The organism is Streptomyces sp. NPDC107559, assembly GCF_055657365.1.
In genome coordinates this window covers 608,155-630,679 of record NZ_JBVKBD010000003.1, presented here as the reverse complement: position 1 = coordinate 630,679, position 22,525 = coordinate 608,155, and the positions used below count along the sequence as shown (strand labels likewise).

Sequence of the window (22,525 nt, the reverse complement as noted above, 5' to 3'; positions counted from 1 at the left end):
CTCCGGCAGTTTCCGCGGCTCTCGTAGCAACTGCACTTCACCCGGTCCGGGGCATCAGCGCCGGACCGGGTTTCGTGCTGCCGTCCACGGGATCGGCCGGTCTCAGACCGCGTAGTCTCAGACCGCGTAGTCGCCGACCAGCTCGGCGCCCGTCGTGTGCTCGCCGCGGGCGGTGATCTCACCGGCGACCCAGGCCTCGACCCCGCGGTCCGCCAGCGTCGCCAGCGCCACGTCGGCCGACTCCTCGGGCAGGATCGCGATCATGCCGACACCCATGTTCAGGGTCTTCTCCAGCTCCAGCCGCGCCACGTCGCCGGTCCGGCCGACGAGGTCGAAGATCGGCGCCGGGGTCCAGGTGGAGCGGTCCACGACGGCGTGCAGGCCGTCCGGGATCACCCGGGCCAGGTTGGCCGCGAGTCCGCCGCCGGTGATGTGCGAGAAGGCGTGCACGTCGGCGGTGCGGGTCAGGGCCAGGCAGTCCAGCGAGTAGATCTTGGTGGGCTCCAGGAGCTCCTCGCCCAGCGTGCGGCCGAGCTCCTCGATCCGCGCGTCCAGCGACAGGCCGGCCTGGTTCAGCAGGACGTGCCGGACCAGGGAGTACCCGTTGGAGTGAAGCCCGGACGCCGCCATGGCGATCACGGCGTCACCCTCGCGGATACGGTCCGCGCCCAGCAGCCGGTCGGCCTCCACGACGCCCGTACCGGCGCCCGCGACGTCGAAGTCGTCCGCACCCAGCAGGCCGGGGTGTTCGGCCGTCTCGCCGCCCACCAGGGCGCATCCCGCCAGCACACAGCCCTCGGCGATGCCCTTGACGATCGCGGCGACCCGCTCGGGGTGGACCTTGCCGACGCAGATGTAGTCGGTCATGAACAGCGGCTCGGCACCGCACACCACGATGTCGTCCATGACCATCGCGACCAGGTCGTGGCCGATGGTGTCGTACACGCCCAGCTGACGGGCGATGTCGACCTTCGTGCCGACGCCGTCCGTGGCGGAGGCGAGCAGGGGGCGCTCGTAACGCTTGAGGGCGGAGGCGTCGAAGAGTCCGGCGAAACCGCCGAGGCCGCCGAGGACCTCGGGGCGCTGGGTCTTCTTCACCCACTCCTTCATCAGCTCGACGGCGCGGTCGCCCGCTTCGATGTCGACGCCCGCGGCTGCGTAGCTGGCACCAGTTGTCTCAGACATGACGGTGAGAACTTTCGTGTCGTACGGCAGGTATGGCGGGTCGCTACGGGCGACGGATCGCGTCGGTCGCGGCCGTGGCGGCGGGCCCGGCGGCCAGCTCGGTCTCCAGGAGCTGCTTGCCGAGCAGTTCGGGGTCCGGGAGCTCCATCGGGTACTCGCCGTCGAAGCAGGCGCGGCAGAGGTTCGGCTTGTCGATGGCGGTCGCCTCGATCATGCCGTCGATGGAGATGTACGCCAGGGAGTCGGCGCCGAGCGAGGTGCCGATCTCGTCGATCGTCATACCGTTCGCGATGAGCTCGGCGCGGGTGGCGAAGTCGATGCCGAAGAAGCAGGGCCACTTCACCGGCGGCGAGGAGATCCGGATGTGGACCTCGGCCGCGCCCGCCTCGCGGAGCATGCGGACCAGGGCCCGCTGGGTGTTGCCGCGCACGATCGAGTCGTCGACCACGACCAGGCGCTTGCCCTTGATGACTTCCTTGAGCGGGTTCAGCTTCAGGCGGATGCCGAGCTGGCGGATGGTCTGCGAGGGCTGGATGAAGGTCCGGCCGACGTAGGCGTTCTTGACCAGTCCGGCGCCGAAGGGGATGCCGGACGCCTCCGCGTAACCGATCGCGGCCGGGGTGCCGGACTCCGGGGTCGCTATGACGAGATCCGCCTCGGCCGGGGCCTCCTTCGCCAGGCGGCGGCCCATCTCCACCCGGGAGAGGTACACGTTGCGGCCGGCGATGTCGGTGTCGGGGCGGGCCAGGTACACATACTCGAAGACACAGCCCTTGGGCTTCGCTTCTGCGAATCGAGAGGTGCGCAGGCCGTTCTCGTCGATCGCCACGAACTCGCCGGGCTCGATCTCGCGGACGAAGCTCGCGCCGCAGATGTCGAGGGCGGCGGACTCGGAGGCGACGACCCAGCCGCGCTCCAGGCGGCCGAGGACCAGCGGGCGGATGCCCTGCGGGTCACGGGCGGCGTAGAGGGTGTGCTCGTCCATGAAGACGAGGCTGAAGGCGCCCTTGACCTGCGGAAGGATCGCGTGCGCGCCCTCTTCGATGGTCATCGGCTTGCCGTCGGCGTCGACCTGCGCCGCCAGCAGGGCGGTGAGGAGGTCGGTGTCGTTGGTGGCGGCCACCCGGGTGGAGCGGCCGTTGGTGTCCTTCGGCAGCTCGGCGACCATCTCGGCCAGCTGCGCCGTGTTCACCAGGTTGCCGTTGTGACCGAGCGCGATGGAGCCGTGCGCCGTGGCACGGAACGTCGGCTGGGCGTTCTCCCACACGGAGGCGCCGGTGGTCGAGTAGCGGGCGTGTCCGACCGCGATATGACCCTGGAGCGAACCGAGCGAGGTCTCGTCGAAGACCTGGGAGACAAGGCCCATGTCCTTGAAGACGAGGATCTGGGAGCCGTTGCTGACCGCGATTCCCGCGGATTCCTGACCCCGATGCTGGAGGGCGTAGAGCCCGAAGTAAGTGAGCTTGGCGACCTCTTCGCCGGGAGCCCAGACACCGAAGACGCCGCAAGCGTCCTGGGGGCCTTTCTCGCCGGGGAGCAGATCATGACTGAGTCGACCGTCACCACGTGGCACGCCACCGAGTGTAGGCGAGATCGACCACTGGTCCGAATTGGCGATACTCGACGGTAACTGGCCGTTCGTCGGCGGCCGACTGGAGGATCTCGGCGTTCTAGCTGGTCAGCGCGTTGCCATACGGATCGGACGAACGGTCGGACGGCGTGACGGGGCCTCCCGGAACCGCTCGTTCCGTCGACACGAGTGAGCCTTCGCACACCCCTCGCGTGGCGAGAACCCGACTCTGTACGACAGACCGGGCCCTGGCGGCCTACGTCAGGAGCGGCAGCAGTCCGCCGAGGTCCGCCCGCTCCCCGCTCGCGCTGACCCGGGCCGCGTCGAGCGCGTCCTTCCAGGCCAGCCGCCCGGTCGCCAGCCGGATCCAGGTCAGCGGGTCGGTCTCGACGACGTTGGGCGGGGTGCCACGGGTGTGCCGGGGCCCCTCGACGCACTGCACCACGGCGTACGGCGGGATCCGCACCTCCGTGGAGCCGCCGGGCGCCTTCGCCGCGAGCGCGTCGGCGAGCAGGCGGGTGCAGGCGGCGAGGGCCTGGCGGTCCTGGCGGACGTCCAGGGACGGCACGGCGGCGTTCAGGTCGTCGGTGTGGACGACGAGTTCGACGGCACGGGTGACCAGGTAGTCGGCCAGCGGCATGGCGCCGGCGTTCGTGGCCAGCAGCCGGGTGCCGGGGTGTTCGGCGAGCCGCGCCTCGAAGTCCCGTCCGGCCTCGGCGAGGAAGGCGTCGAGGTCCGGGTTCCGCTCCGCGAGCCGGTGGGCCAGGTCGGCGACGGCCCCGGAGCGGGCCGAGGTCCCGGACGGCCAGTCGAGCACCGTGACGTCCTGCCGCGTCGGCTCGGGCCCGTCCAGGAACCGGCCGACGGCCATGAGGGCCGCCCCGGTGTGCGCGACCAGGTCCCGTACGGTCCACTCCCCGAGCCGGGTGGGCAGCGCGAGCTGCTCGGGCGTGAGGGTACGCACGGCCGCCCGTACGTTCCCGAACTGGGCGAGAACCGCCGTACGGGTCTTCACGGGGTCATAGGTCCGGGTGCGCTTCTTCGCCGGGGGCATGGGAGGGAGCCTAGGGCTTGGGCAGGCACGGCGAAGGCCCCGCCCGTGGGAAAACGGGCGGGGCCTTCGGCGTCCTACTGCCGGACTGCGGCGCGCGAGCGGACGACCCGCGCGCCGACGCCCGGCGCGTGAGCGATCTAGGCGAGCAGCGCCGGGATCGTGTTCTCGTGGGCCTCGCGCAGCTCCGCCAGGGACAGGGCGAACTCGCCCTGGAGCTCGACCACCGCATTCGAATCGGACACGGTTCCGTCGACGACACCGATCCGGGCGACGGGCAGACCGCGCGCCCCGCACATGTCGTTGAAGCGGACCTCCTCCGAGCGCGGGACGGCGACGACCGCACGGCCCGCCGACTCCGAGAAGAGGAAGGTGAACGCGTCGAGCCCGTCCGGTACGACCAGCCGCGCGCCCTTGCCGCCGAGCAGCGCCGACTCGACCACGGCCTGGATCAGACCGCCGTCGGACAGGTCGTGCGCGGAGTCGATCATGCCGTCGCGGGAGGCCGAGATCAGGATCTCGCCGAGCAGCCGCTCGCGCTCCAGGTCGACCTGCGGCGGCAGCCCGCCGAGGTGGTCGTGGATCACCTGCGACCAGGCCGAACCGCCGAACTCCTCGCGGGTGTCGCCGAGGAGGTAGAGCAGCTGGCCCTCCTCCTGGAAGGCGACCGGGGTACGGCGGGCGACGTCGTCGATGACGCCCAGCACGGCCACGACCGGGGTCGGGTGGATGGCCGCCTCGCCCGTCTGGTTGTAGAGCGAGACGTTGCCGCCGGTCACCGGGGTGCCGAGCTGGAGGCAGGCGTCGGCGAGACCGCGGACGGCCTCGGCGAACTGCCACATGACGGCCGGGTCCTCGGGCGAGCCGAAGTTCAGGCAGTCGGAGACCGCGAGGGGCTTGGCACCGGTGGTGGCGACGTTGCGGTACGCCTCCGCGAGGGCCAGCTGCGCGCCCGCGTACGGGTCGAGCTTGGCGTAGCGGCCGTTGCCGTCGGTCGCGATGGCGACGCCGAGCCCGGTCTCCTCGTCGATGCGGATCATCCCGGAGTCCTCGGGCTGGGCCAGCACCGTGTTGCCCTGCACGAAGTGGTCGTACTGCGAGGTGATCCACTTCTTGGAGGCCTGGTTCGGCGAGGCCACCAGCTTCAGGACCTGGTCCTTCAGCTCGTCGCTCGACGCCGGGCGCGCCAGCTTGTTCGCGTCGTCGGCCTGGAGCTCGTCCTGCCAGGACGGGCGGGCGTAGGGACGCTCGTAGACCGGGCCGTCGTGCGCGACCGTGCGCGGGTCGACGTCGACGATCTTGCCGCCGTGCCAGAAGATCTCCAGCCGGTCGCCGTCGGTGACCTCACCGATGACGGTGGCGATGACGTCCCACTTGTCGCAGATCTCCAGGAACCGGTCGACCTTCTCCGGCTCCACGACCGCGCACATGCGTTCCTGCGACTCGCTCATGAGGATCTCCTCGGGCGAGAGCGTGGAGTCGCGCAGCGGCACGTCGTCGAGGGTGACGCGCATACCGCCGGAGCCGTTGGAGGCGAGCTCGGAGGTGGCGCAGGACAGACCGGCCGCGCCGAGGTCCTGGATGCCGACGACCAGCTTCTCGGCGAAGGCCTCCAGGGTGCACTCGATGAGGAGCTTCTCCTGGAAGGGGTCGCCGACCTGGACGGCCGGGCGCTTCGACGGCTTGGCGTCGTCGAAGGTCTCGGAGGCGAGGATCGACGCGCCGCCGATGCCGTCGCCGCCCGTGCGGGCCCCGTACAGGATGACCTTGTTGCCCGCGCCGGACGCCTTCGCGAGGTGGATGTCCTCGTGCCGCATGACGCCGATGGCACCGGCGTTGACCAGCGGGTTGCCCTGGTAGCAGGCGTCGAAGACGACCTCGCCGCCGATGTTCGGCAGGCCGAGGCAGTTGCCGTAGCCGCCGATGCCCGCGACGACGCCCGGCAGGACGCGCTTGGTGTCGGGGTGGTCGGCGGCGCCGAAGCGCAGCGGGTCGACGACCGCGACCGGGCGGGCGCCCATGGCGATGATGTCGCGCACGATGCCGCCGACGCCGGTGGCCGCGCCCTGGTAGGGCTCGACGTACGACGGGTGGTTGTGCGACTCGACCTTGAAGGTGACCGCGTAGCCCTGGCCGACGTCGACGACACCGGCGTTCTCGCCGATGCCGACGAGCAGCGCGTCGGACTGCGGGGCCTTCTCGCCGAACTGGCGCAGGTGGACCTTGGAGGACTTGTACGAGCAGTGCTCGGACCACATGACCGAGTACATGGCGAGCTCGGCGCCGGTCGGGCGGCGGCCGAGGATCTCCACGACCCGCTCGTACTCGTCCTTCTTCAGACCGAGTTCGGCCCAGGGCAGCTCGACGTCGGGGGTCTCGGCCGCGTGCTCGACCGTGTCCAGAGGCGTCCGGCTCATGCGTTGACCAGCTTCTTGAGGATCGAGGTGAAGAACGGCAGACCGTCGGTGCGGCCGGACCCGATGAGCGGCTCGACGGCGTGCTCCGGGTGCGGCATGAGGCCGACGACGTTGCCCGCCTCGTTGGTGATGCCGGCGATGTCCCGCAGCGAGCCGTTCGGGTTGAAGTCCAGGTACCGGAAGACGACCCGGCCCTCCGCCTCCAGCTTGTCCAGCGTGTACTCGTCGGCGACGTACCGGCCGTCCATGTTCTTCAGCGGAATGTGGATCTCCTGGCCGGCCGTGTAGTCGGCGGTCCAGGCGGTGTCCGCGTTCTCCACCCGCAGCTTCTGGTCGCGGCAGATGAAGTGGAGGTGGTCGTTGCCGAGCATCCCGCCCGGGAGCAGGTGCGCCTCGGTGAGGATCTGGAAGCCGTTGCAGATGCCGAGGACCGGAAGGCCGGCCTTCGCCTGCTCGATGACGGTCTCCATCACCGGCGAGAAGCGCGAGATGGCACCGGCACGCAGATAGTCGCCGTAGGAGAAACCGCCGGGGAGGACGACCGCGTCGACCTGGTGGAGGTTCTTGTCCTTGTGCCAGAGCGCCACCGGTTCGGCGCCCGCGAGGCGGATCGCGCGCTGGGTGTCCCGGTCGTCGAGGCTGCCGGGGAAAGTGACGACGCCAATACGAGCGGTCACTTCGCGGCCTCCGCGACTTCCTCCACCTTGACGGTGAAGTCCTCGATCACGGTGTTGGCGAGGAAGGATTCCGCGAGATCACGGATGCGGGCGAGGGCGGCCTCGTCGACCGGCCCGTCAACTTCCAGTTCGAATCGCTTTCCCTGACGGACGTCGGAGATGCCTTCGAATCCCAGTCGCGGCAGCGCGCGCTGGACCGCCTGGCCCTGGGGGTCGAGGATCTCCGGCTTGAGCATGACGTCGACTACGACGCGTGCCACTGGCACTCCCGATGTGTGGTGCTGAGCAGGTTCCTTCAGACTACCCGCACAAAATTTCTACGCGGGTAGAGTTGTAGGAACATACGTGACGGCCATCACGATCGCGCATCGAAGGGGTGCGCCCACGAAAATTTCCGGGAAAGATCCGGGATCCACACCCGGCAGCTATTGCGTCCGGACACGCGGAGAGATTTAGTCGGGCTTCACATTGCAAAGCCGGGCACTGTACAAATAAATTGGCATTAGCCGATACTTTGTCCAATAACAAGCGGACAGTCGGCATCTCGTGGACGTCCTGGCACGTCATCGCGGAGATGTCGCACGAAGGGACCGATATTCGTGGCGCAGAAGGTCGTGGTCACTCTCTTTGACGACATCGACGGCTCGGAAGCGGCGGAAACGATCGCCTTCGGACTCGACGGCAAGTCGTACGAGATCGATCTGAATGAAGTCAACGCCAGGGAACTGCGCAAGGCGCTCGCCCCCTACGTGGACGCCGGCCGCAAGCGGTCGAAGTCGGGCAAGGCCTTCCGGCAGACGGAGGTCGCCCCCGACCCGGCGGCGGTGCGGGCCTGGGCCCAGGCGAACAAGATGGACGTCCCCGCTCGCGGGCGCATCCCCAAGAAGGTCTACGAGGCGTTCACCGAGGCCCAGTGAGCCCTCGGCCGACGGCCGGTCACGCACCCCTCGGAGGAACCGACTTGCGCTGCACCCCTCCTGGTCAGCTAGAGTCTGGAGCACGCCGAGGGGCCAGGCCGAAAAGCCCGGCTCACGGAGTACATGCGGGTGTAGTTCAGTAGCAGAACATCCCCCTTCCAGGGGGAAGGCGCAGTGTGCAATTCCTGTCACCCGCTCTGCTTGCACGGCCTTGACCGACCACTCCGGTCGATCAGGTAGGCTGGTGCTCGCGCCGATCGGTGAGAGCCGGTCGGAGGCAATGCGGACGTAGCTCAGTTGGTAGAGCGCAACCTTGCCAAGGTTGAGGTCGCGAGTTCGAGCCTCGTCGTCCGCTCCACGAAAGCCCCGGTCTTCGGACCGGGGTTTTTTCGTTCCCACCCGTGGACCATCGCCTGACATTTGTCATGCCGAGCGATGACACCGCGCACTGCTGCCCGGCCCCGCCCACCGGGACGCTGAGGTCATGGACATCAACGAGCACGAGCACGTGATCGAGGTCATGGACCTCCGGCGTGTCTACGGGGGCGGGTTCGAGGCGGTGCGCGGCATCTCCTTCTCCGTGGCCCGCGGCGAGATCTTCGCGCTGCTGGGCACCAACGGTGCGGGCAAGACGTCGACCGTCGAGCTGCTGGAGGGGCTCGCGCCTGCGTCCGGCGGCCGGGTGCGGGTCCTCGGCCACGACCCCTTTCGCGAGCGGGCCGCCGTACGGCCGCGCACCGGCGTGATGCTCCAGGAGGGCGGTTTCCCCTCGGAGCTGACCGTCGGCGAGACCGCCCGGATGTGGGCCGCCTGCACCAGCGGCGCCCGGCCCGAAGCGGAGGCACTCGCCCTGGTCGGGCTGGCCGGGAAGGCCGGGGTGCGGGTGAAGCAGCTCTCCGGGGGCGAGCGGCGGCGCCTGGATCTGGCGCTCGCGCTGCTCGGCGAGCCCGAGGTGCTGTTCCTGGACGAGCCGACCACCGGACTCGACGCCGAAGGGCGCCGGGACACCTGGGAGTTGGTGCGCGCACTGCGCGACGGCGGCACCACCGTGCTACTGACCACGCACTACCTGGAAGAGGCCGAGGGCCTCGCCGACCGGCTCGCGATCCTGCACGAGGGACGCATCGCCGCCTCCGGCACCCCCGCCGAGGTGACCGCGGACCGGCCGTCCCGCATCTCCTTCGAACTGCCCGACGGCTACTTCCCCGGCGACCTGCCGCCGCTCGCCGAACTCGGCGTGTGCGGGCACGAGGTGGTGGGGCGGACCATGCGGCTGAGCACCCGGGAGCTCCAGCGGGCGGCCACCGGACTGCTGGTGTGGGCCGCACGGGCCGGGGTCGAACTGCGCGGCCTCGACGTGCGGTCGGCCTCGCTGGAAGAGGCGTTCCTGAGCATCGCGCGGGAGCAGCAGCCCATGGCGGGAGCGGCGGCATGAGCACCCTCACCCGGCCGGCCGCACCGGCTTACGCCCGCACGGTCCGGCGCCTGGGCGCCCTCGCCCGCGCCGAACTCACCCTGCTCGGCCGCAACCGGAGCGCGGTGCTGACCGCGCTGCTCGTACCGCTGGCGCTGCCGTTCACCGTGCGGCCCGCGGTCGACCGGATCGACCTGCGTGCCGAGGGCCTGACCCTCGGCACGGTGACACTGACCGCCGCGATCGGCTTCTCCCTCCTCTTCGCCGTCTACACCTCCCTGGTGAGCGCGTTCGTCGCGCGCCGCGAGGAACTGGTCCTCAAGCGGCTGCGCACCGGCGAGCTCGGCGACCTGGAGATCCTCGTCGGCACCTGCCTGCCCGCCGTGTGCATCGGGCTCGTCCAGGCGCTGGTGCTGTCCGCGGGCTGCGCGGTGCTGCTCGACGCGGGCGCGCCCCAGGCGCCGTACCTGACCGTCCTCGGGCTGCTGACCGGCCTCGTCCTGTGCGCCGCGCTCGCCGCGCTCACCTCGGCCTTCACCAGGACCACGGAGAGCGCCCAGGTCACCGCGCTGCCGCTGGTGTTCGTGTCGATGATCGGCTCGGGCATCGCCGTCCCCCTCCAGGTCCTGCCCGACCGGCTCGCGGCCGTGTGCGAACTCCTCCCGCTCTCGCCCGCGATCCGGCTGGTCGGCGCCGGCTGGACCGGCCGCATGGGTGCGTCCGAGGCGCTGGGTGCCACGGCGACCGCGCTGGCCTGGACCGTCGTGGCGGTGTTTGCTGTACGGCGGTGGTTCCGGTGGGAACCCCGGCGCTGACAGGGAGCACGAGGCGATGAGCGCTGCGCGCGGCTGGTGGCGGGGCAAGAGCACGCCGGCCAAGGTCGAGACGTACACCCGCTGGTCGTTCCACTTCTTCGCGGTGATCGAGGTGGCGGCGCTCGGACTGCCGGTGTTCGGGGAGGCGGGACCGGGCCTCGCGGGCTGGCTGATGGCCATGGTGACCGGGCACGCGGCCCTGTGCGCGGTCACCGCCTCGCGGGCGCTCGACTGGACCCGCGGCCGGCGCGATCAGCCCGTGCGGCTGCGGTGGGCACTCGGCGCGGTCAGCTACGCGCTCGCCGTCGCCACGCTGGTGATCCAGGAGTACGGCCCCAAAGGCGACGGCGTCGACACGGCCACGGGCACGGTCTTCGTCGGCGTGATGATCTTCGGCGCGGGCACCACCGCGCTCGGAGTCCGCGCCAGGAGCCGGGTGTTCGCCCTGGTGGCGGGGTTCGCGGCCGGGGCGGGCGCGGCCTCCCTCCTGCTGGGCGTCCCCGGGCCCGCCGCCCTGGGGGCCACGATCGCGGTCCTGGCCGGCGGCGCGTTCCTCGCCTTCACCTCCATGTTCTCCGTGTGGCTGCTCGACGCCGTCTACGAACTCGACGCGGCCCGGGAGACCCGCGCCCGGCTGGCCGTCGCCGAGGAGCGGCTGCGCTTCGGGCGCGATCTGCACGACGTCCTGGGCCGGAACCTGGCCGTGATCGCCCTCAAGAGCGAGCTGGCGGTGCAGCTCGCCCGGCGCGGGCGGCCGGAGGCGGTGGACCAGATGACCGAGGTGCAGCGCGTCGCACAGGAGTCGCAGCGCGAGGTGCGGGACGTCGTACGGGGATACCGGGAGGCCGATCTCGGCATCGAACTCAGTGGCGCACAGGGCGTGTTGAAGGCCGCCGGGATCGACTGCGCGATGAGCGGCGCGCACCGGGCGGCCCTGCTCCCGGGCGAAGTGCAGTCCGCGCTCGGATGGGTGGTGCGGGAGGCCACCACCAATGTGCTGCGGCACGGGGACGCCGCGCGGTGTGCCGTAAGTCTGAGGATGCTGGAGGGGCGTGTGGTGCTGACGGTGGAGAACGACGGGGCGTCCGGCGCTCCCGGCGGGGCGTCCAGCGCTCCCGGCGGGGGAGGCGGTTCGGGCGGGGGCGGGGGTTCCGGCGCGGGCGGGGGTTCCGGGATCGCGGGGCTGCGCGAGCGGCTGGCCGTGGTGGACGGCACGCTGACGGCGGGGGCCGTGGGCGAAGACGGGTTCCGCCTGGTGGCGGAGGTACCGGTGGCGGATGTGCACGGAGTGACGTCATGAAGCCCCCGGTGCGGCTGTTGCTCGCCGACGACGAGCATCTGATCCGCGGGGCACTGGCCGCGCTGCTCTCCCTGGAGGACGACCTGGTCGTGGTCGCCGAGGCGGCGACCGGGCCCGAGGCGCTCGCCATGGCGCGGGCCCACGAACCCGATGTGGCCGTGCTGGATCTTCAGATGCCCGGCGCCGACGGTGTGAAGGTCGCCACATCCCTGCGGGCCGAACTGCCGGGCTGCCAGGTGCTGATCGTCACCGGTCACGGACGGCCCGGCCATCTGAAACGGGCCCTTGCGGCCGGGGTGCGCGGATTCGTCCCGAAGACGGTCAGCGCCCAGCGGCTCGCAGAGATCATCCGCACCGTGCACGCCGGAAACCGCTACATCGACCCGGAGTTGGCCGCCGACGCGATCTCCGCCGGGGACTCGCCGCTCACCGCGCGCGAGGCCGAGGTCCTGGAACTGGCCGCCGACGGGGCGCCCGTCTCGGAGATCGCCGAGCGGGCCGCGCTGTCGCCGGGGACCGTGCGGAACTACCTCTCGTCGGCCGTGACGAAACTCGGTGCGGAGAACCGGCACGCGGCAGTGCGTCTCGCCCGGCAGCGAGGTTGGGTATAGTTGGCCTCGCGCCACGGCGCAGTGCGGACGTAGCTCAGTTGGTAGAGCGCAACCTTGCCAAGGTTGAGGTCGCGAGTTCGAGCCTCGTCGTCCGCTCCAGAAAGAAGCCCCCCGGCTCCGGCCGGGGGGCTTCTTCGTTCATCAGGTGTCGCTCGTCCGGTGCGGGCCGTCGGACGGCCCGCACCGGACACCGTTCACCGGGCGCCGCTCACCAGCCGACGCCCGTCAGCCGCTCGTACGCCTCCACGTACTTGGCGCGGGTGGCGTCCACCACCTGCTGCGGCAGCGGCGGCGGGGGCTGCTCGGCGCGGCGGTCCCAGCCGGACTCGGCGGAGGTCAGCCAGTCGCGCACGAACTGCTTGTCGTACGACGCCTGCGCGCGGCCCGGCTGCCACTGGTCGGCCGGCCAGAAGCGGGAGGAGTCCGGGGTGAGCACCTCGTCCGCGAGGACCAGCGTCTCGCCCTCGAAGCCGAACTCGAACTTCGTGTCCGCCAGGATGATCCCGCGGTCCCGGGCGATGTCGCGGGCGCGTCCGTAGACCGCGAGGGTGGCCTGGCGCAGCCGGGCGGCGGTGTCGGCGCCGACCTGGCGGGCGACCTCCTCGTACGACACGTTCTCGTCGTGCTCGCCGACCGCCGCCTTGGTGGCCGGGGTGAAGATCGGGGCGGGCAGCTCGGAGCCGTCGGTCAGGCCCTCGGGCAGGGCGAGGCCGCAGACCGTGCGGGACTCCTGGTACTCGGCGAGGCCCGAGCCGGTGAGGTAGCCGCGGGCCACGCACTCCACCGGGACCATCTCCAGGGACTTGCAGACCAGGGTGCGGCCGCGCCAGTCGGCGGGGGCGCCCGCGGGCAGCTCCGTGCTCAGCACGTGATTGGGGGCCAGGTCGGCGAGCTGGTCGAACCACCACAGGGAGAGCTGGGTGAGAACGCGGCCCTTGTCCGGGATCTCGGTGGGCAGCACCCAGTCATAGGCGGACATACGGTCGCTGGCGACCATCACGAGGTCGCCCGCCTCGTTCTGGTACAGGTCGCGCACCTTGCCGGTGTGCAGGTGCACCAGACCCGGAACCTCGATCGGCTCGGGCTTTTCTACGAATCCGGACACGGTTCCTCCCCGTGGTTCTGTCCAATGGCTCGATTGTCCCGTATTCCAGGACAGGCCAGGACAGCGGGTCAGCCGTGCTTGCAGATGCGGTCCAGGAGGTTCGCGGTGGCCCGCTGGACCCGGGTGTCGGCATGGCCCGGCCGGTCCAGGGCCGGTGACCAGGCGAATGTGCCCGAGGCGAAGACCAGCGCGCCGGACGGGGCGCGGTACAGGGACGTCTCCTGATGGCGCAGGACGCCGTCGTGGTCGGTGTACGGGGAGTGGGCGAGCAGGATGCGCTCGTCGTGGTCGGGGAGCGGGGTGCGCGGGAAGTAACGGTCGGCCTCGCCCGCGACCAGGCCGTCGAGTTCGTCGCCCTCACGCGCGCCGGTGGCGTCCCAGAGCCAGTGTCCGGCGTTGCGGACGATCAGCGGGTGGGGCTCGGGGACCCGGCCCGCGTACTGGATGCCGACCAGCTGCTGTTCGGGCCGGTCGATCTCGCGCCACAGCACGGCCTTGCCGGGGCCCTTGCGCTTGCGGCAGGTCAGCAGGCGGTCGGGCACGGCGGACGGGGAGGGGCCCAGCTCCACCTGCCAGTACATGGTGTTGGCGGAGAGGAAGACGAGGGAGGTGCCCTGTTCCCGGGCGAGCTCGACATTGCGGCGCATGGCCGAGGACCAGTACTCGTCGTGGCCGGGGAAGACCAGGCCCCGGTAGCGGGTGGGGTCGACCCGGCCGGCGTGCAGGTCGCGGGCGTCGGCGTAGGCGAGGTCGTAGCCGTAGCGCTCGGCCCAGCGGATGAAATCGTAGGCGTGGCCGACGTGCAGCGGCAGGCCCGCACCGGCGTACGGGCGATCGAAGGAGACGGTCGTGGCGGCGTCGGCCTCGCCGAGCAGCCGGCCCTGCCCGTCCCAGGCGTGGTAGAGGCTGGCGCCGGTGTGGCCGTCCTCCGGGTAGAGGTTGTACGCCTGCCAGGTGATGTCGGGCAGGACCAGGAGCAGGTCCCTGGGATGGTCGTCGCGGACCGTGAACGGGATGTGGGAGCGGTAGCCGTCGGCGGTGGTGAGGACGGCCACGTACGCGCCCGTGTTCCAGTGGGGCGGGATCTGCAGCCGCCAGGACAGCCACCAGTGGTGGCAGGAGACCGTGCGGTCGGCCGTGAGCGGGGGCGGCTGGACGATGCCGGACAGCCGGGGGCTGGTGGTGATCTTGGCGGCGCCGTCGCCGCCGTAGTGGCCGATGCGGTAGATGTCGACCGCGAACTCCTGCGGCGGGTCGACGGTGACATGGAAGTCGACGGCCTCGCCGGGAGCGACCGCGCCGGTGGAGATGAAGCCCTTGATCTGGCGGTGCACGTCGTCGGCGGCGCGCGGGCCGCCGACCGGGGCGGGACGGGGGGCGGGGACCCTGGGGGTGCCCCGCCCGCCGGTGTGGCCGGGTGCCGGGTCCACGTACCAGGGGACGACCTGGCCGGTGTCGTCGAAGTACGTCTCGCTGCCGCGCAGCCAGGGGACCGGGCCCTGACCGAAGGGGTCCGTCACCGCGTGCGCCAGTGCTCCCGACTCCCAGCGACGGATCTGCTCCGACCCCATGCTGGCTCCCCTCCCTCGCTCCCCCGTGGCCGTGTGCGGCGTCCGGCGCGCGGTGTACTGCGGCGCGCCTCGCGCGGTGCCGTGCGGCTGTGCGGCGTGCGGCTGTGCCGTGCTGTGCTGTGCGGCTGTGCTGTGCTGTGCGTCGTGCGGTCCTGGCGCGGTGGGGGCCCGGCGGGACACACGGCGGTGCGCGGTGCGGCCGCGGTCGCGTACGGCTGCACGAGTGCACAGCCGTACGACTGTGTCGTCTGTCGTATGTCGGGCGCGCATGCCAAGTGCGCGTTCAGTCCCAGCACATCACATTACGCACCGATGCTGTCACTATTCGTTGCGAATTGGCCGAAAGTGGAATCGGATACTCCGGCAGAGATCCCGCCGTCCCGCCGTCCGTCAGACGAGCCGTACCGGCTTCTCCGGCCGTATCCCGCACTCGACCAGCCAGGTCCGCAGCGGCACCGGGTCCCCGTCCTCTATGAGGCTCAGAACCTTCGGTGTCAGGTCGGTCGTACGGATGCCGTCGATCAGCAGGGACGGGCCGTCCAGCCAGTCGAGACCGGGGGCGGCGCCCGCGGTGTCCATCGCGGCGCAGCAGACCATCGCGGTGACATGGTCGGCAAGAAGCTCCCGGGGCGTGCGGGGCGGCTGGAGCGGGAAGAGCGGGAGGGCGTCGCCGTCCCAGAAGGCCGCGTCGGGGCCCTGGGCCGCTCCGCCGGCGGTCGTTCCGCGGACCGCCGGGGCCGCGGCCTCCTCGCGGGCCAGCTCCGCGGTCAGCCCGCAGGCCAGCGCCATGCTGCGCTCCGTACCGCCCTCCAGCGCGTCCTCGTCGGCGTCGGCGGCCATCGCCGCGTAGGGCTGGGGCAGGGGCTTCGGCAGGTCCGCCGCGCCCGCCCGGTCCGGGGCCGTCAGATGGTCGAGCACCCGGGCCAGGGTGGGCCCGCCGGGGTGGGACGCGGTGCGGTCGGTGACACGGCGCACGCCCAGCGCGTCCAGAACGCGGTGCAGCCGGGCGGCGTCCGCGCGCCACTTGCGGTCGACGACCTCGTCCGGATACTCCTGCCAGTCCACCGGGGCCCAGTCCGGACCGGGCTCGGCGGGACCGCCGTGGAAGAGCCTGGCGGCCAGCAACGAGGCGGCCTCGTCCACCAGACCGGGCTCTTCGAGCAGGTCACAGGCGGGACGCTCGCCCAGCCGGGAGGTGAAGCCCTCGGCCAGCCGGTCCCGGCGGGACAGCTCGGTGAGGGCGGCCACCACCCCCGCGTCCAGCCGGGAGGGCCAGCGGCCCATCCGCCAGGCGGGCAGCGCGACCCGGGTCAGCAGCCGGTCCCAGCCCGCGTACGCGAGACCCACCTGCTCCTGGGCGACGATCCTGAGTCCGTAGTCCACGGCCTGTGCACGCTCGGCGGCGGCCGAGGCCACGCCCCGCTCCATCAGCGTCGCGTGCTCCCGGCAGCCGCGCAGCAGCAGCCTGGCCACCCAGCCGAGGGCCGCGCACACCGCCCGCAGGGGCAGTACCCGGCCGGGCGTGGAGGCGACGGCCACCGCCGCGTCCAGGCCACGTACGAAACGGCGGGCGGCGGCTATGTCCGGGTGCGCCGACGGTCCCGTACCGGCGACGACCGGGGCGAGGACGGCCCGCAGTTCGCCCACCCGCATCCACCACAGGAACGGGGAGCCGATGACGAGCACGGTGGCGGCGACGCGGCGCGGCGGCCTGCCCAGGCCGGTCATCTCGTCGCGGTCGTGCCCGTCCGGCGGGGACGGGTCGTGCGGCGCGTGGGTGCGGTCCTCCAGCCAGCTGTCGCAGTCCGGGGTGAGCGCTATGGCCGAGGGCGCGGGGACGTCCAGACGGTCGGCGAGGTCGCGCACCAGCCGGTACAGGTCGGGGGCGGACTCCTCGGCGATCGGGACCGTCGGGCTCACGGCGGGGCGGGCCCTGGCCACCACCAGGCCGACGCCGGCGGCGGCGAGCAGCACGAGGACCGCGAACACCGTCATGATCCAGCGGGCGAGGTCCCAGCCCCGCCCCACCAGATGCCCGGTGGACCCGCCTGCCAGCAGCACCACGGCCACGGCCGCGGGCAGCAGGGCGACCGCCAGCGCCCGGCTCCTGACGCGCAGCACGGCAAGGGCCCTCGTCCGCGCGGCCTGCGCGCCCACCTCCACACCGATCCCGGTCACGTCCGGACTCACCCCCTCCCTGCTGACCTGGCTGTCCCGGTGGTCCCGGCTGTCCTGGCGAAGTTCACTCCCCCACTGTGGCACCCGCCGCCGACATCGCAATGCCGGTGGGCCAAGTGCCGGAATGCTTGCGCCGCACCCTAGTTGGGGCTCCGGTCCCCGTCAGCCGGATAGGGCATCGGTCACTCGATGGAATGGCTTTGGTCAGAGGTGGCAACGGAAAGCAAAGATCGGGCCTCGGATCTCTCCGGGGCCCGATCTTTGCGGAACACGAGGTCAGCGGGGTGGTTACGCGCCCTGGGCCGCCTTCGCCGCGATGTCCGTACGGTGCTGGGAACCGTCGAGTCCGATGCGGGAGACCGCCTGATAGGCGCGGTCGCGGGCCTCGGAGAGGTCCGCGCCGGTCGCGGTGACCGAGAGCACCCGGCCGCCCGCGCTGACCACGGCGTCGCCGTCGTGCCTGGTGCCCGCGTGCAGGACGTACGCGTGCGGCGCGTCCTGGGCGGCCACCTCGTCGAGGCCGGTGATCGGGTCGCCGGTGCGCGGGGTGTCGGGGTAGTTGTGCGAGGCGACGACCACGGTGACCGCGGCGTCGTCGCTCCAGCGCAGCGGGGCGAGGTCGTCGAGGGTGCCGTTCGCGGAGGCCAGCAGGACACCGGCCAGCGGGGTCCGCAGCCGGGCCAGCACCACCTGGGTCTCGGGGTCGCCGAAGCGGGCGTTGAACTCGATGACCCGGACGCCTCGGCCGGTGATCGCGAGTCCGGCGTAGAGCAGACCGGAGAACGGCGTGCCGCGGCGGCGCATCTCGTCGACGGTGGGCCTGAGGACGGTCTCCAGCACCTCCTCCACCAGCTTCGGGTCGGCCCACGGCAGCGGGGAGTACGCGCCCATGCCGCCGGTGTTCGGACCCTCGTCGCCGTCCAGCGCGCGCTTGAAGTCCTGGGCGGGCTGGAGCGGGACGACCGTCTCGCCGTCGGTGATCGCGAAGAGGGACACCTCGGGGCCGTCGAGGAACTCCTCGATGACCACCCGGTCGCAGGCGGCCGCGTGCGCCTTGGCCGTCTCCAGGTCGGAGGTCACCACGACGCCCTTGCCCGCGGCGAGGCCGTCGTCCTTGACGACGTAGGGGGCGCCGAAGGCGTCGAGGGCCTCGGCGATCTCGTCGGCGGTCGTGCAGACGTAGGAGCGCGCGGTGGGGACGCCCGCACAGGCCATCACGTCCTTGGCGAAGGCCTTGGAGCCCTCCAGCTGCGCGGCCTCCCCGGACGGACCGAAGACCGGGATGCCGGCCGCGCGGACGGCGTCGGCGACACCGGCCACCAGCGGGGCCTCCGGGCCGACCACCACCAGCTCGGCGCCGAGCTCGTTGGCCAGCGCGGTCACGGCCGCGCCGTCCAGGGCGTCGACCTGGTGCAGCTCGGCGACCTCGGCGATGCCGGCATTGCCGGGGGCGCAGTACAGCGCCGTGACGTCGGGGTCGAGGGACAGGGAGCGGCACAGGGCGTGTTCGCGGGCGCCGCTGCCGATGACAAGGACCTTCACGGGGTGAAGCCTAACCGGCCCGGGAGCGGGCACTTTGTGCGGGCTTCCGAGGCGGTGGGTGTGCGGCGCTTGTGGCTTCCTCCGAAAAGGGACCGGCAATCCGCCGTCCGTCACGGCCCTGACCTGGGACTACTCGTTGGAGATCTCCTCCACGACCGTCGCTCCGAGTTCCCGCACGATCAGTTCGTGCCCGGAGAGGGCCGACTCGTCGAGGTCGGGGTCGTCGTCCTCGGGGATGTCGTCCTCGGGGGCGACCGGGGGCGGCTCGGGGGCGGCGGGCCGGGACACCGGGGCCTGCGCCAGGGGGGCCGACGCCGAGTGGGCCGCCGGGCCGGCGGGGGCAGGGGCGGGCGAGGCGGGCTGCGGGGGCGCCGGGCGCTGCGCCGCGGGGGCGGCCGCGCCGCCGTACCCACCGGCACCGCCGTATCCACCGGTGCCCGCGCCCGGGCCGTACCCGCCGCCGTAGCCGGCCGGGGCGCCCGCGGCGGAGGCCGCCTGGCCGCCGCCCGACGCATCGACGACCGCCTCGACCTTCCACTGCACGCCGAACTGTTCGAGCAGCGCCTGCCGCAGCAGGTCCTCGCTGCCGCTGCTCGTGAAGTTGTCACGGGCCCCGGCGTTGACGAAGCCGAGCTGGAGCGTGGTGCCGTCGAAGCCGGACACATGGGCGTTCTGGCTGAGCAGGATCCAGGTGAACCGGCGGCGGTTCTTGACCGCCTCCAGGATGTTCGGCCAGAGCATGCGCGGGTCGAGGCCACCGGCGGGGGGTGCGTAGGCGGCCGCGCCGGGGGCCGCCGCCACGGGCGCGGGTGCGGCAGGCGCGGGGGCGGCGGACGGGGCGGGGGCGGGCGGGCGGCCACCGGCACCGGCGGGAGCCGCGGTGGGCCAGCCGCCCGGCCGGCGGCCGCCGCCCGCGGGGGCCGCGGTGGGCCAGGCACCGGGCGCCGGCGCGCTCACGTCGGCAGGGGGAGCGGGAGGGGCAGCCGGGGGAGCGGGAGGGGCGGCCGGGGCCGCGACGGGCGCCGGAGGCTGGGCGGCGGCCGGAGGCTGGGCGGCGGCCGGTGCCTGCGGAACGGCCTGGGGGTGCCCTGCGCCCGGTGCCGGGACACCCGGGGCTCCGGGACCCCGCACCGCGGCACGGGCCGCCGCGGCCCCTCCGCCGGGCGGGATCGGCGCGGCGTCGGCGGGCTGCGGCCGGACCGGAGCACCACCCGCCACCGCCGCCCCGTGCGCCTCGGGACCGGGTACGTACGCCATCGCGGGCGTGCCGCCGCCCGAGGAGAAGTTCACGCCCCGCTCGATGCGGTCCAGGCGGGCCATCACGGAACGCTCGTCGCCGTAGGCGGCGGGCAGCAGCACGCGCGCGCAGATGAGTTCGAGCTGGAGACGGGGCGAGTTGGCGCCGCGCATCTCCGTCAGGCCCTCGTTGACGAGGTCGGCGGCACGGCTGAGCTCGGCGGCACCGAAGATCCCGGCCTGGGCCTGCATCCGCTCGACGACGTCGACGGGGGCGTCGATCAGCCCCTTCTCGGCCGCGTCCGGCACGGCCGCCAGGATCACCAGGTCCCGCAGCCGCTCCAGCAGGTCGGCGACGAACCGCCGCGGGTCGTTGCCGCCCTCGATGATGCGGTCGACGACCTCGAAGGCGGCGGCGCCGTCACCGGTGGCGAACGCCTCGACGACGGAGTCGAGCAGCGAGCCGTCGGTGTAGCCGAGCAGCGAGGTGGCCATGGCGTACGTCACACCGTCGGCGCGGGCGCCGGCCAGCAGCTGGTCCATGACGGACATGGAGTCACGCACGGATCCGGCGCCGGACCGCACGACGAGCGGCAGGACGCCGTCCTCGACCGGGATGCCCTCCTTCTGGCACACCTCGCCGAGGTACTCCCGAAGGGTCCCGGGCGGCACCAGCCGGAAGGGGTAGTGATGGGTCCGCGACCGGATCGTCCCGATGACCTTCTCGGGCTCGGTGGTGGCGAAGATGAACTTCAGATGCTCCGGCGGCTCCTCGACGACCTTGAGCAGGGCGTTGAAGCCGGCCGACGTGACCATGTGGGCCTCGTCGATGATGTAGATCTTGTACCGGCTGCGGGCAGGCCCGAAGAAGGCCTTCTCCCGCAGGTCACGGGCGTCGTCCACACCACCGTGCGAAGCGGCGTCGATCTCGATGACGTCGATGGAACCGGGGCCGTTGCGCGCCAGGTCACGGCAGGAGTCGCACTCCCCGCACGGGGTCGGCGTGGGGCCCTGCTCACAGTTCAGGCACCGGGCGAGAATGCGCGCGCTGGTCGTCTTGCCGCAACCGCGGGGCCCGCTGAACAGGTACGCGTGATTGACCCGGTTGTTCCGCAGCGCCTGCTGCAACGGGTCGGTGACATGCTCCTGCCCGATGACCTCGGCGAAAGACTCCGGGCGATAGCGGCGGTACAGCGCGAGAGACGACACATCTACGAGGTTATAGGCGCCCACCGACAACCGGCCCCGCCCGCAAACGCAAGCGCCCCCCACGCACCCGCCAGAGCCAACCTACCCTTGCTGCCTTCCGGCCCTGGGGGAGTTCAGTCAGATAGCGCCGCGTGAGGGGCTGCGCAAACAGTACCTGATGACGGCGGTCAGGATCGAGTTCGCGAGCACTCCTCTCGGTCATGTAATGTTCCCACCGGAGGATTCGCCTAGAGGCCTAGGGCGCACGCTTGGAAAGCGTGTTGGGGGCAACCCCTCACGAGTTCGAATCTCGTATCCTCCGCCAGTGCCTCACCGGGCACGATGTCGAAGGGCCCCACCGCTTGCGGTGGGGCCCTTCGACGTGCCTCAGTGCTCGTTGTCCTGGTTTTTGTCCACAGACGGTATTTCCGGGGTTCCCCAGATCGCATCGGCAATCCTCCGGGCGACGTCCTTCAGCATGGCGTCGGGCACGTGCAGGTACCTCGCCCGCATCCGTGCGGACGTGCCCGGCTCCCATCCCATGATCTGATCGATGACCCGGGCCGGGACCCCGAGCAGCATGAGCACCGTGGCGGCCGTGTGTCGGGCGTCGTGGAGCCGCCCGTCCCGGGTCTGCGCGTCTTCCAGCAGTCGCTTCCAGTCGTGATAGTCCGTGTTCGGGCTCAACGGGCCACCCAACCGCTTGGTGAACACGTAGTCGGACTCGGCCCACAAGTCCCCGGCCGCCTTGCGCTCGCGCGCCTGAGCTTCCGCGTGTGACCGGAGCATGGCGACTAGCGGGCCCGGCAGGGGCACAGCGCGTCGGCCCGCCCGGGACTTGGTGTTCTTGGTCTCGCGCCGGACCTGTTCCTTGTCCGGGCAGTACCCCGCCGCCGCCCGGCCGCACGGCGAAGATTCCGGGCACCCGTGCTTGTACCTGGGGCGGAGACGGTTGCGGCGCAGCTTGAGGTACTCGTTGTCCAGGTCGACATCAGACCAGCGCAGTCCGAGCGTCTCGCCCTGCCGCAGGCCGAGGGCGAGGGCGAGCATCCATCGGGCACTGTTCCGTCGTTTGTTTGCTTCCAGCAGCAGCCGCTGAACCTCGTCTACGGAGTAGGGCTCAACCTCTGTCTCGCCCTCTTCCATCCGCGGCGGTTTCGCCAGTGCGGCGGCGTTCTTGGCCGCGTGTCCACGCCGCACCGCCTCACCGAGCGCAGTCCGGGCGGTGCGGTGTGCCTGGTGAGCCGTGCCGGCCTTGCGGGCCCCGTTGTTCTGCATCCGGCGGTACAGGCTTTCCAGGTGCTCGGGCTCCAAGCGGTCAAGGCGGTGTTTGCCGACACCGGGCACGAGGTGCACGCGAACCGCCACCTCGTAGCCGTCGTAGGTGTTCTCACTGACGGTCGGCTTGGCGATGTTCTCGACCCAGTGCAGCAGCCACTTCTCAACCGTCCAGGGCTTGCCGGGCTGACGCGCCGAACCTTCGTCGCGCTGCTTCTCCAGCTTCCTGACCTCGTCGACCAGCTCTTTGCGTGTCGGGCGCGTCAGGTGTCGGCGGTACGGCGTGCCGTCGTCCTTGTAGCCCATCGGGACGCGGGCGTGCCACCGGTCGTCCTTGCCCAAGTAGATCGCCGATTCGCCGTTGGCGCGCCGGGTGCGCTTCTTCTCCTCTGCCACTGGCAGGCTCCTGTTTCTCAGTGTCGGGATGCGGGGCGGCGGGTTGTCCCATCCGGAAGTGCCGCCGCCCCGGG

General features: G+C 71.8%; 17 protein-coding genes, 4 tRNA genes and 1 other RNA gene. 9 read left to right on the top strand and 13 right to left on the bottom strand.

Annotation, left to right across the window (positions count from 1 at the left end; all coding sequences use genetic code 11):
• Nucleotides 1-117 precede the first annotated feature (117 nt).
• The 6 genes from purM to purS all read right to left on the bottom strand — a co-directional run bounded on the left by purM (nucleotide 118) and on the right by purS (nucleotide 7,160).
• A complete protein-coding gene (gene purM / locus ACZ7OY_RS14310) occupies nucleotides 118-1,185 on the bottom strand; it encodes a phosphoribosylformylglycinamidine cyclo-ligase (protein ID WP_152893017.1) in 1,068 nt (355 codons plus the stop codon).
• A gap of 43 nt (nucleotides 1,186-1,228) precedes the next feature.
• A complete protein-coding gene (gene purF, locus ACZ7OY_RS14305; protein WP_471911641.1) occupies nucleotides 1,229-2,758 on the bottom strand; it encodes an amidophosphoribosyltransferase in 1,530 nt (509 codons plus the stop codon).
• A 253-nt stretch (nucleotides 2,759-3,011) separates the two neighbouring features.
• Nucleotides 3,012-3,809: a maleylpyruvate isomerase family mycothiol-dependent enzyme gene (locus ACZ7OY_RS14300; protein ID WP_471911640.1), complete on the bottom strand. Its 798-nt coding sequence runs from the start codon at nucleotides 3,807-3,809 to the stop codon at nucleotides 3,012-3,014.
• A gap of 137 nt (nucleotides 3,810-3,946) precedes the next feature.
• Nucleotides 3,947-6,223 (bottom strand): phosphoribosylformylglycinamidine synthase subunit PurL, encoded by a 2,277-nt coding sequence (gene purL, locus ACZ7OY_RS14295; protein ID WP_471911639.1) that lies wholly within the window; start codon nucleotides 6,221-6,223, stop codon nucleotides 3,947-3,949.
• Nucleotides 6,220-6,900 carry a phosphoribosylformylglycinamidine synthase subunit PurQ gene (gene purQ / locus ACZ7OY_RS14290; RefSeq protein ID WP_471911638.1) on the bottom strand — a complete coding sequence of 227 codons (681 nt, stop codon included), beginning with the start codon at nucleotides 6,898-6,900 and terminating at the stop codon, nucleotides 6,220-6,222. Before purQ ends, purL begins: the two co-directional genes overlap by 4 nt.
• The gene (gene purS, locus ACZ7OY_RS14285; protein WP_234519085.1) at nucleotides 6,897-7,160 is read right to left on the bottom strand and encodes a phosphoribosylformylglycinamidine synthase subunit PurS; all 264 of its coding nucleotides are present in this window, start codon (nucleotides 7,158-7,160) and stop codon (nucleotides 6,897-6,899) included. The genes purQ and purS overlap by 4 nt, the downstream gene beginning before the upstream one ends.
• A gap of 339 nt (nucleotides 7,161-7,499) precedes the next feature.
• Here purS and ACZ7OY_RS14280 point away from each other — a divergent pair, with 339 nt between their 5' ends.
• From ACZ7OY_RS14280 to ACZ7OY_RS14245, 8 genes are all read left to right on the top strand, one after another.
• Nucleotides 7,500-7,817: a histone-like nucleoid-structuring protein Lsr2 gene (locus ACZ7OY_RS14280; RefSeq protein WP_351608622.1), complete on the top strand. Its 318-nt coding sequence runs from the start codon at nucleotides 7,500-7,502 to the stop codon at nucleotides 7,815-7,817.
• A gap of 125 nt (nucleotides 7,818-7,942) precedes the next feature.
• Nucleotides 7,943-8,014 (top strand) — tRNA-Gly (locus tag ACZ7OY_RS14275).
• Between the two features lie 85 nt (nucleotides 8,015-8,099).
• Nucleotides 8,100-8,175: transfer RNA gene (locus tag ACZ7OY_RS14270), tRNA-Gly, on the top strand.
• A gap of 126 nt (nucleotides 8,176-8,301) precedes the next feature.
• The gene (locus ACZ7OY_RS14265) at nucleotides 8,302-9,252 is read left to right on the top strand and encodes an ABC transporter ATP-binding protein (RefSeq protein WP_471911637.1); all 951 of its coding nucleotides are present in this window, start codon (nucleotides 8,302-8,304) and stop codon (nucleotides 9,250-9,252) included.
• Nucleotides 9,249-10,046 carry an ABC transporter permease gene (locus ACZ7OY_RS14260; RefSeq protein ID WP_471911636.1) on the top strand — a complete coding sequence of 266 codons (798 nt, stop codon included), beginning with the start codon at nucleotides 9,249-9,251 and terminating at the stop codon, nucleotides 10,044-10,046. The genes ACZ7OY_RS14265 and ACZ7OY_RS14260 overlap by 4 nt, the downstream gene beginning before the upstream one ends.
• A gap of 16 nt (nucleotides 10,047-10,062) precedes the next feature.
• Nucleotides 10,063-11,346 carry a sensor histidine kinase gene (locus ACZ7OY_RS14255; RefSeq protein WP_471911635.1) on the top strand — a complete coding sequence of 428 codons (1,284 nt, stop codon included), beginning with the start codon at nucleotides 10,063-10,065 and terminating at the stop codon, nucleotides 11,344-11,346.
• A complete protein-coding gene (locus ACZ7OY_RS14250; protein WP_471911634.1) occupies nucleotides 11,343-11,957 on the top strand; it encodes a response regulator in 615 nt (204 codons plus the stop codon). Before ACZ7OY_RS14255 ends, ACZ7OY_RS14250 begins: the two co-directional genes overlap by 4 nt.
• Before the next feature lie 23 nt (nucleotides 11,958-11,980).
• A tRNA-Gly gene (locus tag ACZ7OY_RS14245) sits at nucleotides 11,981-12,056 on the top strand.
• A 109-nt stretch (nucleotides 12,057-12,165) separates the two neighbouring features.
• Here ACZ7OY_RS14245 and ACZ7OY_RS14240 read toward each other — a convergent pair.
• The 6 genes from ACZ7OY_RS14240 to ffs all read right to left on the bottom strand — a co-directional run bounded on the left by ACZ7OY_RS14240 (nucleotide 12,166) and on the right by ffs (nucleotide 20,942).
• On the bottom strand, nucleotides 12,166-13,062 hold the full coding sequence (locus tag ACZ7OY_RS14240) for a phosphoribosylaminoimidazolesuccinocarboxamide synthase (RefSeq protein WP_471911633.1): 897 nt from the start codon (nucleotides 13,060-13,062) through the stop codon (nucleotides 12,166-12,168).
• A 68-nt stretch (nucleotides 13,063-13,130) separates the two neighbouring features.
• On the bottom strand, nucleotides 13,131-14,633 hold the full coding sequence (locus ACZ7OY_RS14235; protein WP_471911632.1) for a N,N-dimethylformamidase beta subunit family domain-containing protein: 1,503 nt from the start codon (nucleotides 14,631-14,633) through the stop codon (nucleotides 13,131-13,133).
• Nucleotides 14,634-15,023: 390 nt separating this feature from the next.
• Nucleotides 15,024-16,811 (bottom strand): M48 family metalloprotease, encoded by a 1,788-nt coding sequence (locus ACZ7OY_RS14230; protein WP_471911690.1) that lies wholly within the window; start codon nucleotides 16,809-16,811, stop codon nucleotides 15,024-15,026.
• A gap of 288 nt (nucleotides 16,812-17,099) precedes the next feature.
• Entirely contained in the window at nucleotides 17,100-18,353 is a 1,254-nt protein-coding gene (gene purD / locus ACZ7OY_RS14225) for a phosphoribosylamine--glycine ligase (protein ID WP_471911631.1), read from the bottom strand.
• A gap of 129 nt (nucleotides 18,354-18,482) precedes the next feature.
• Nucleotides 18,483-20,798 carry a DNA polymerase III subunit gamma and tau gene (locus tag ACZ7OY_RS14220; protein ID WP_471911630.1) on the bottom strand — a complete coding sequence of 772 codons (2,316 nt, stop codon included), beginning with the start codon at nucleotides 20,796-20,798 and terminating at the stop codon, nucleotides 18,483-18,485.
• Between the two features lie 45 nt (nucleotides 20,799-20,843).
• Nucleotides 20,844-20,942: signal recognition particle sRNA small type (gene ffs, locus ACZ7OY_RS14215), an RNA gene on the bottom strand.
• Between the two features lie 72 nt (nucleotides 20,943-21,014).
• Between ffs and ACZ7OY_RS14210 the strand changes: the two genes are divergently transcribed.
• Nucleotides 21,015-21,102, top strand: a tRNA-Ser gene (locus ACZ7OY_RS14210).
• 62 nt (nucleotides 21,103-21,164) lie between these two features.
• Here ACZ7OY_RS14210 and ACZ7OY_RS14205 read toward each other — a convergent pair.
• Complete coding sequence (locus ACZ7OY_RS14205) at nucleotides 21,165-22,451, bottom strand: tyrosine-type recombinase/integrase (protein WP_471911629.1); 1,287 nt, start codon at nucleotides 22,449-22,451, stop codon at nucleotides 21,165-21,167.
• Nucleotides 22,452-22,525: the final 74 nt, after the last annotated feature.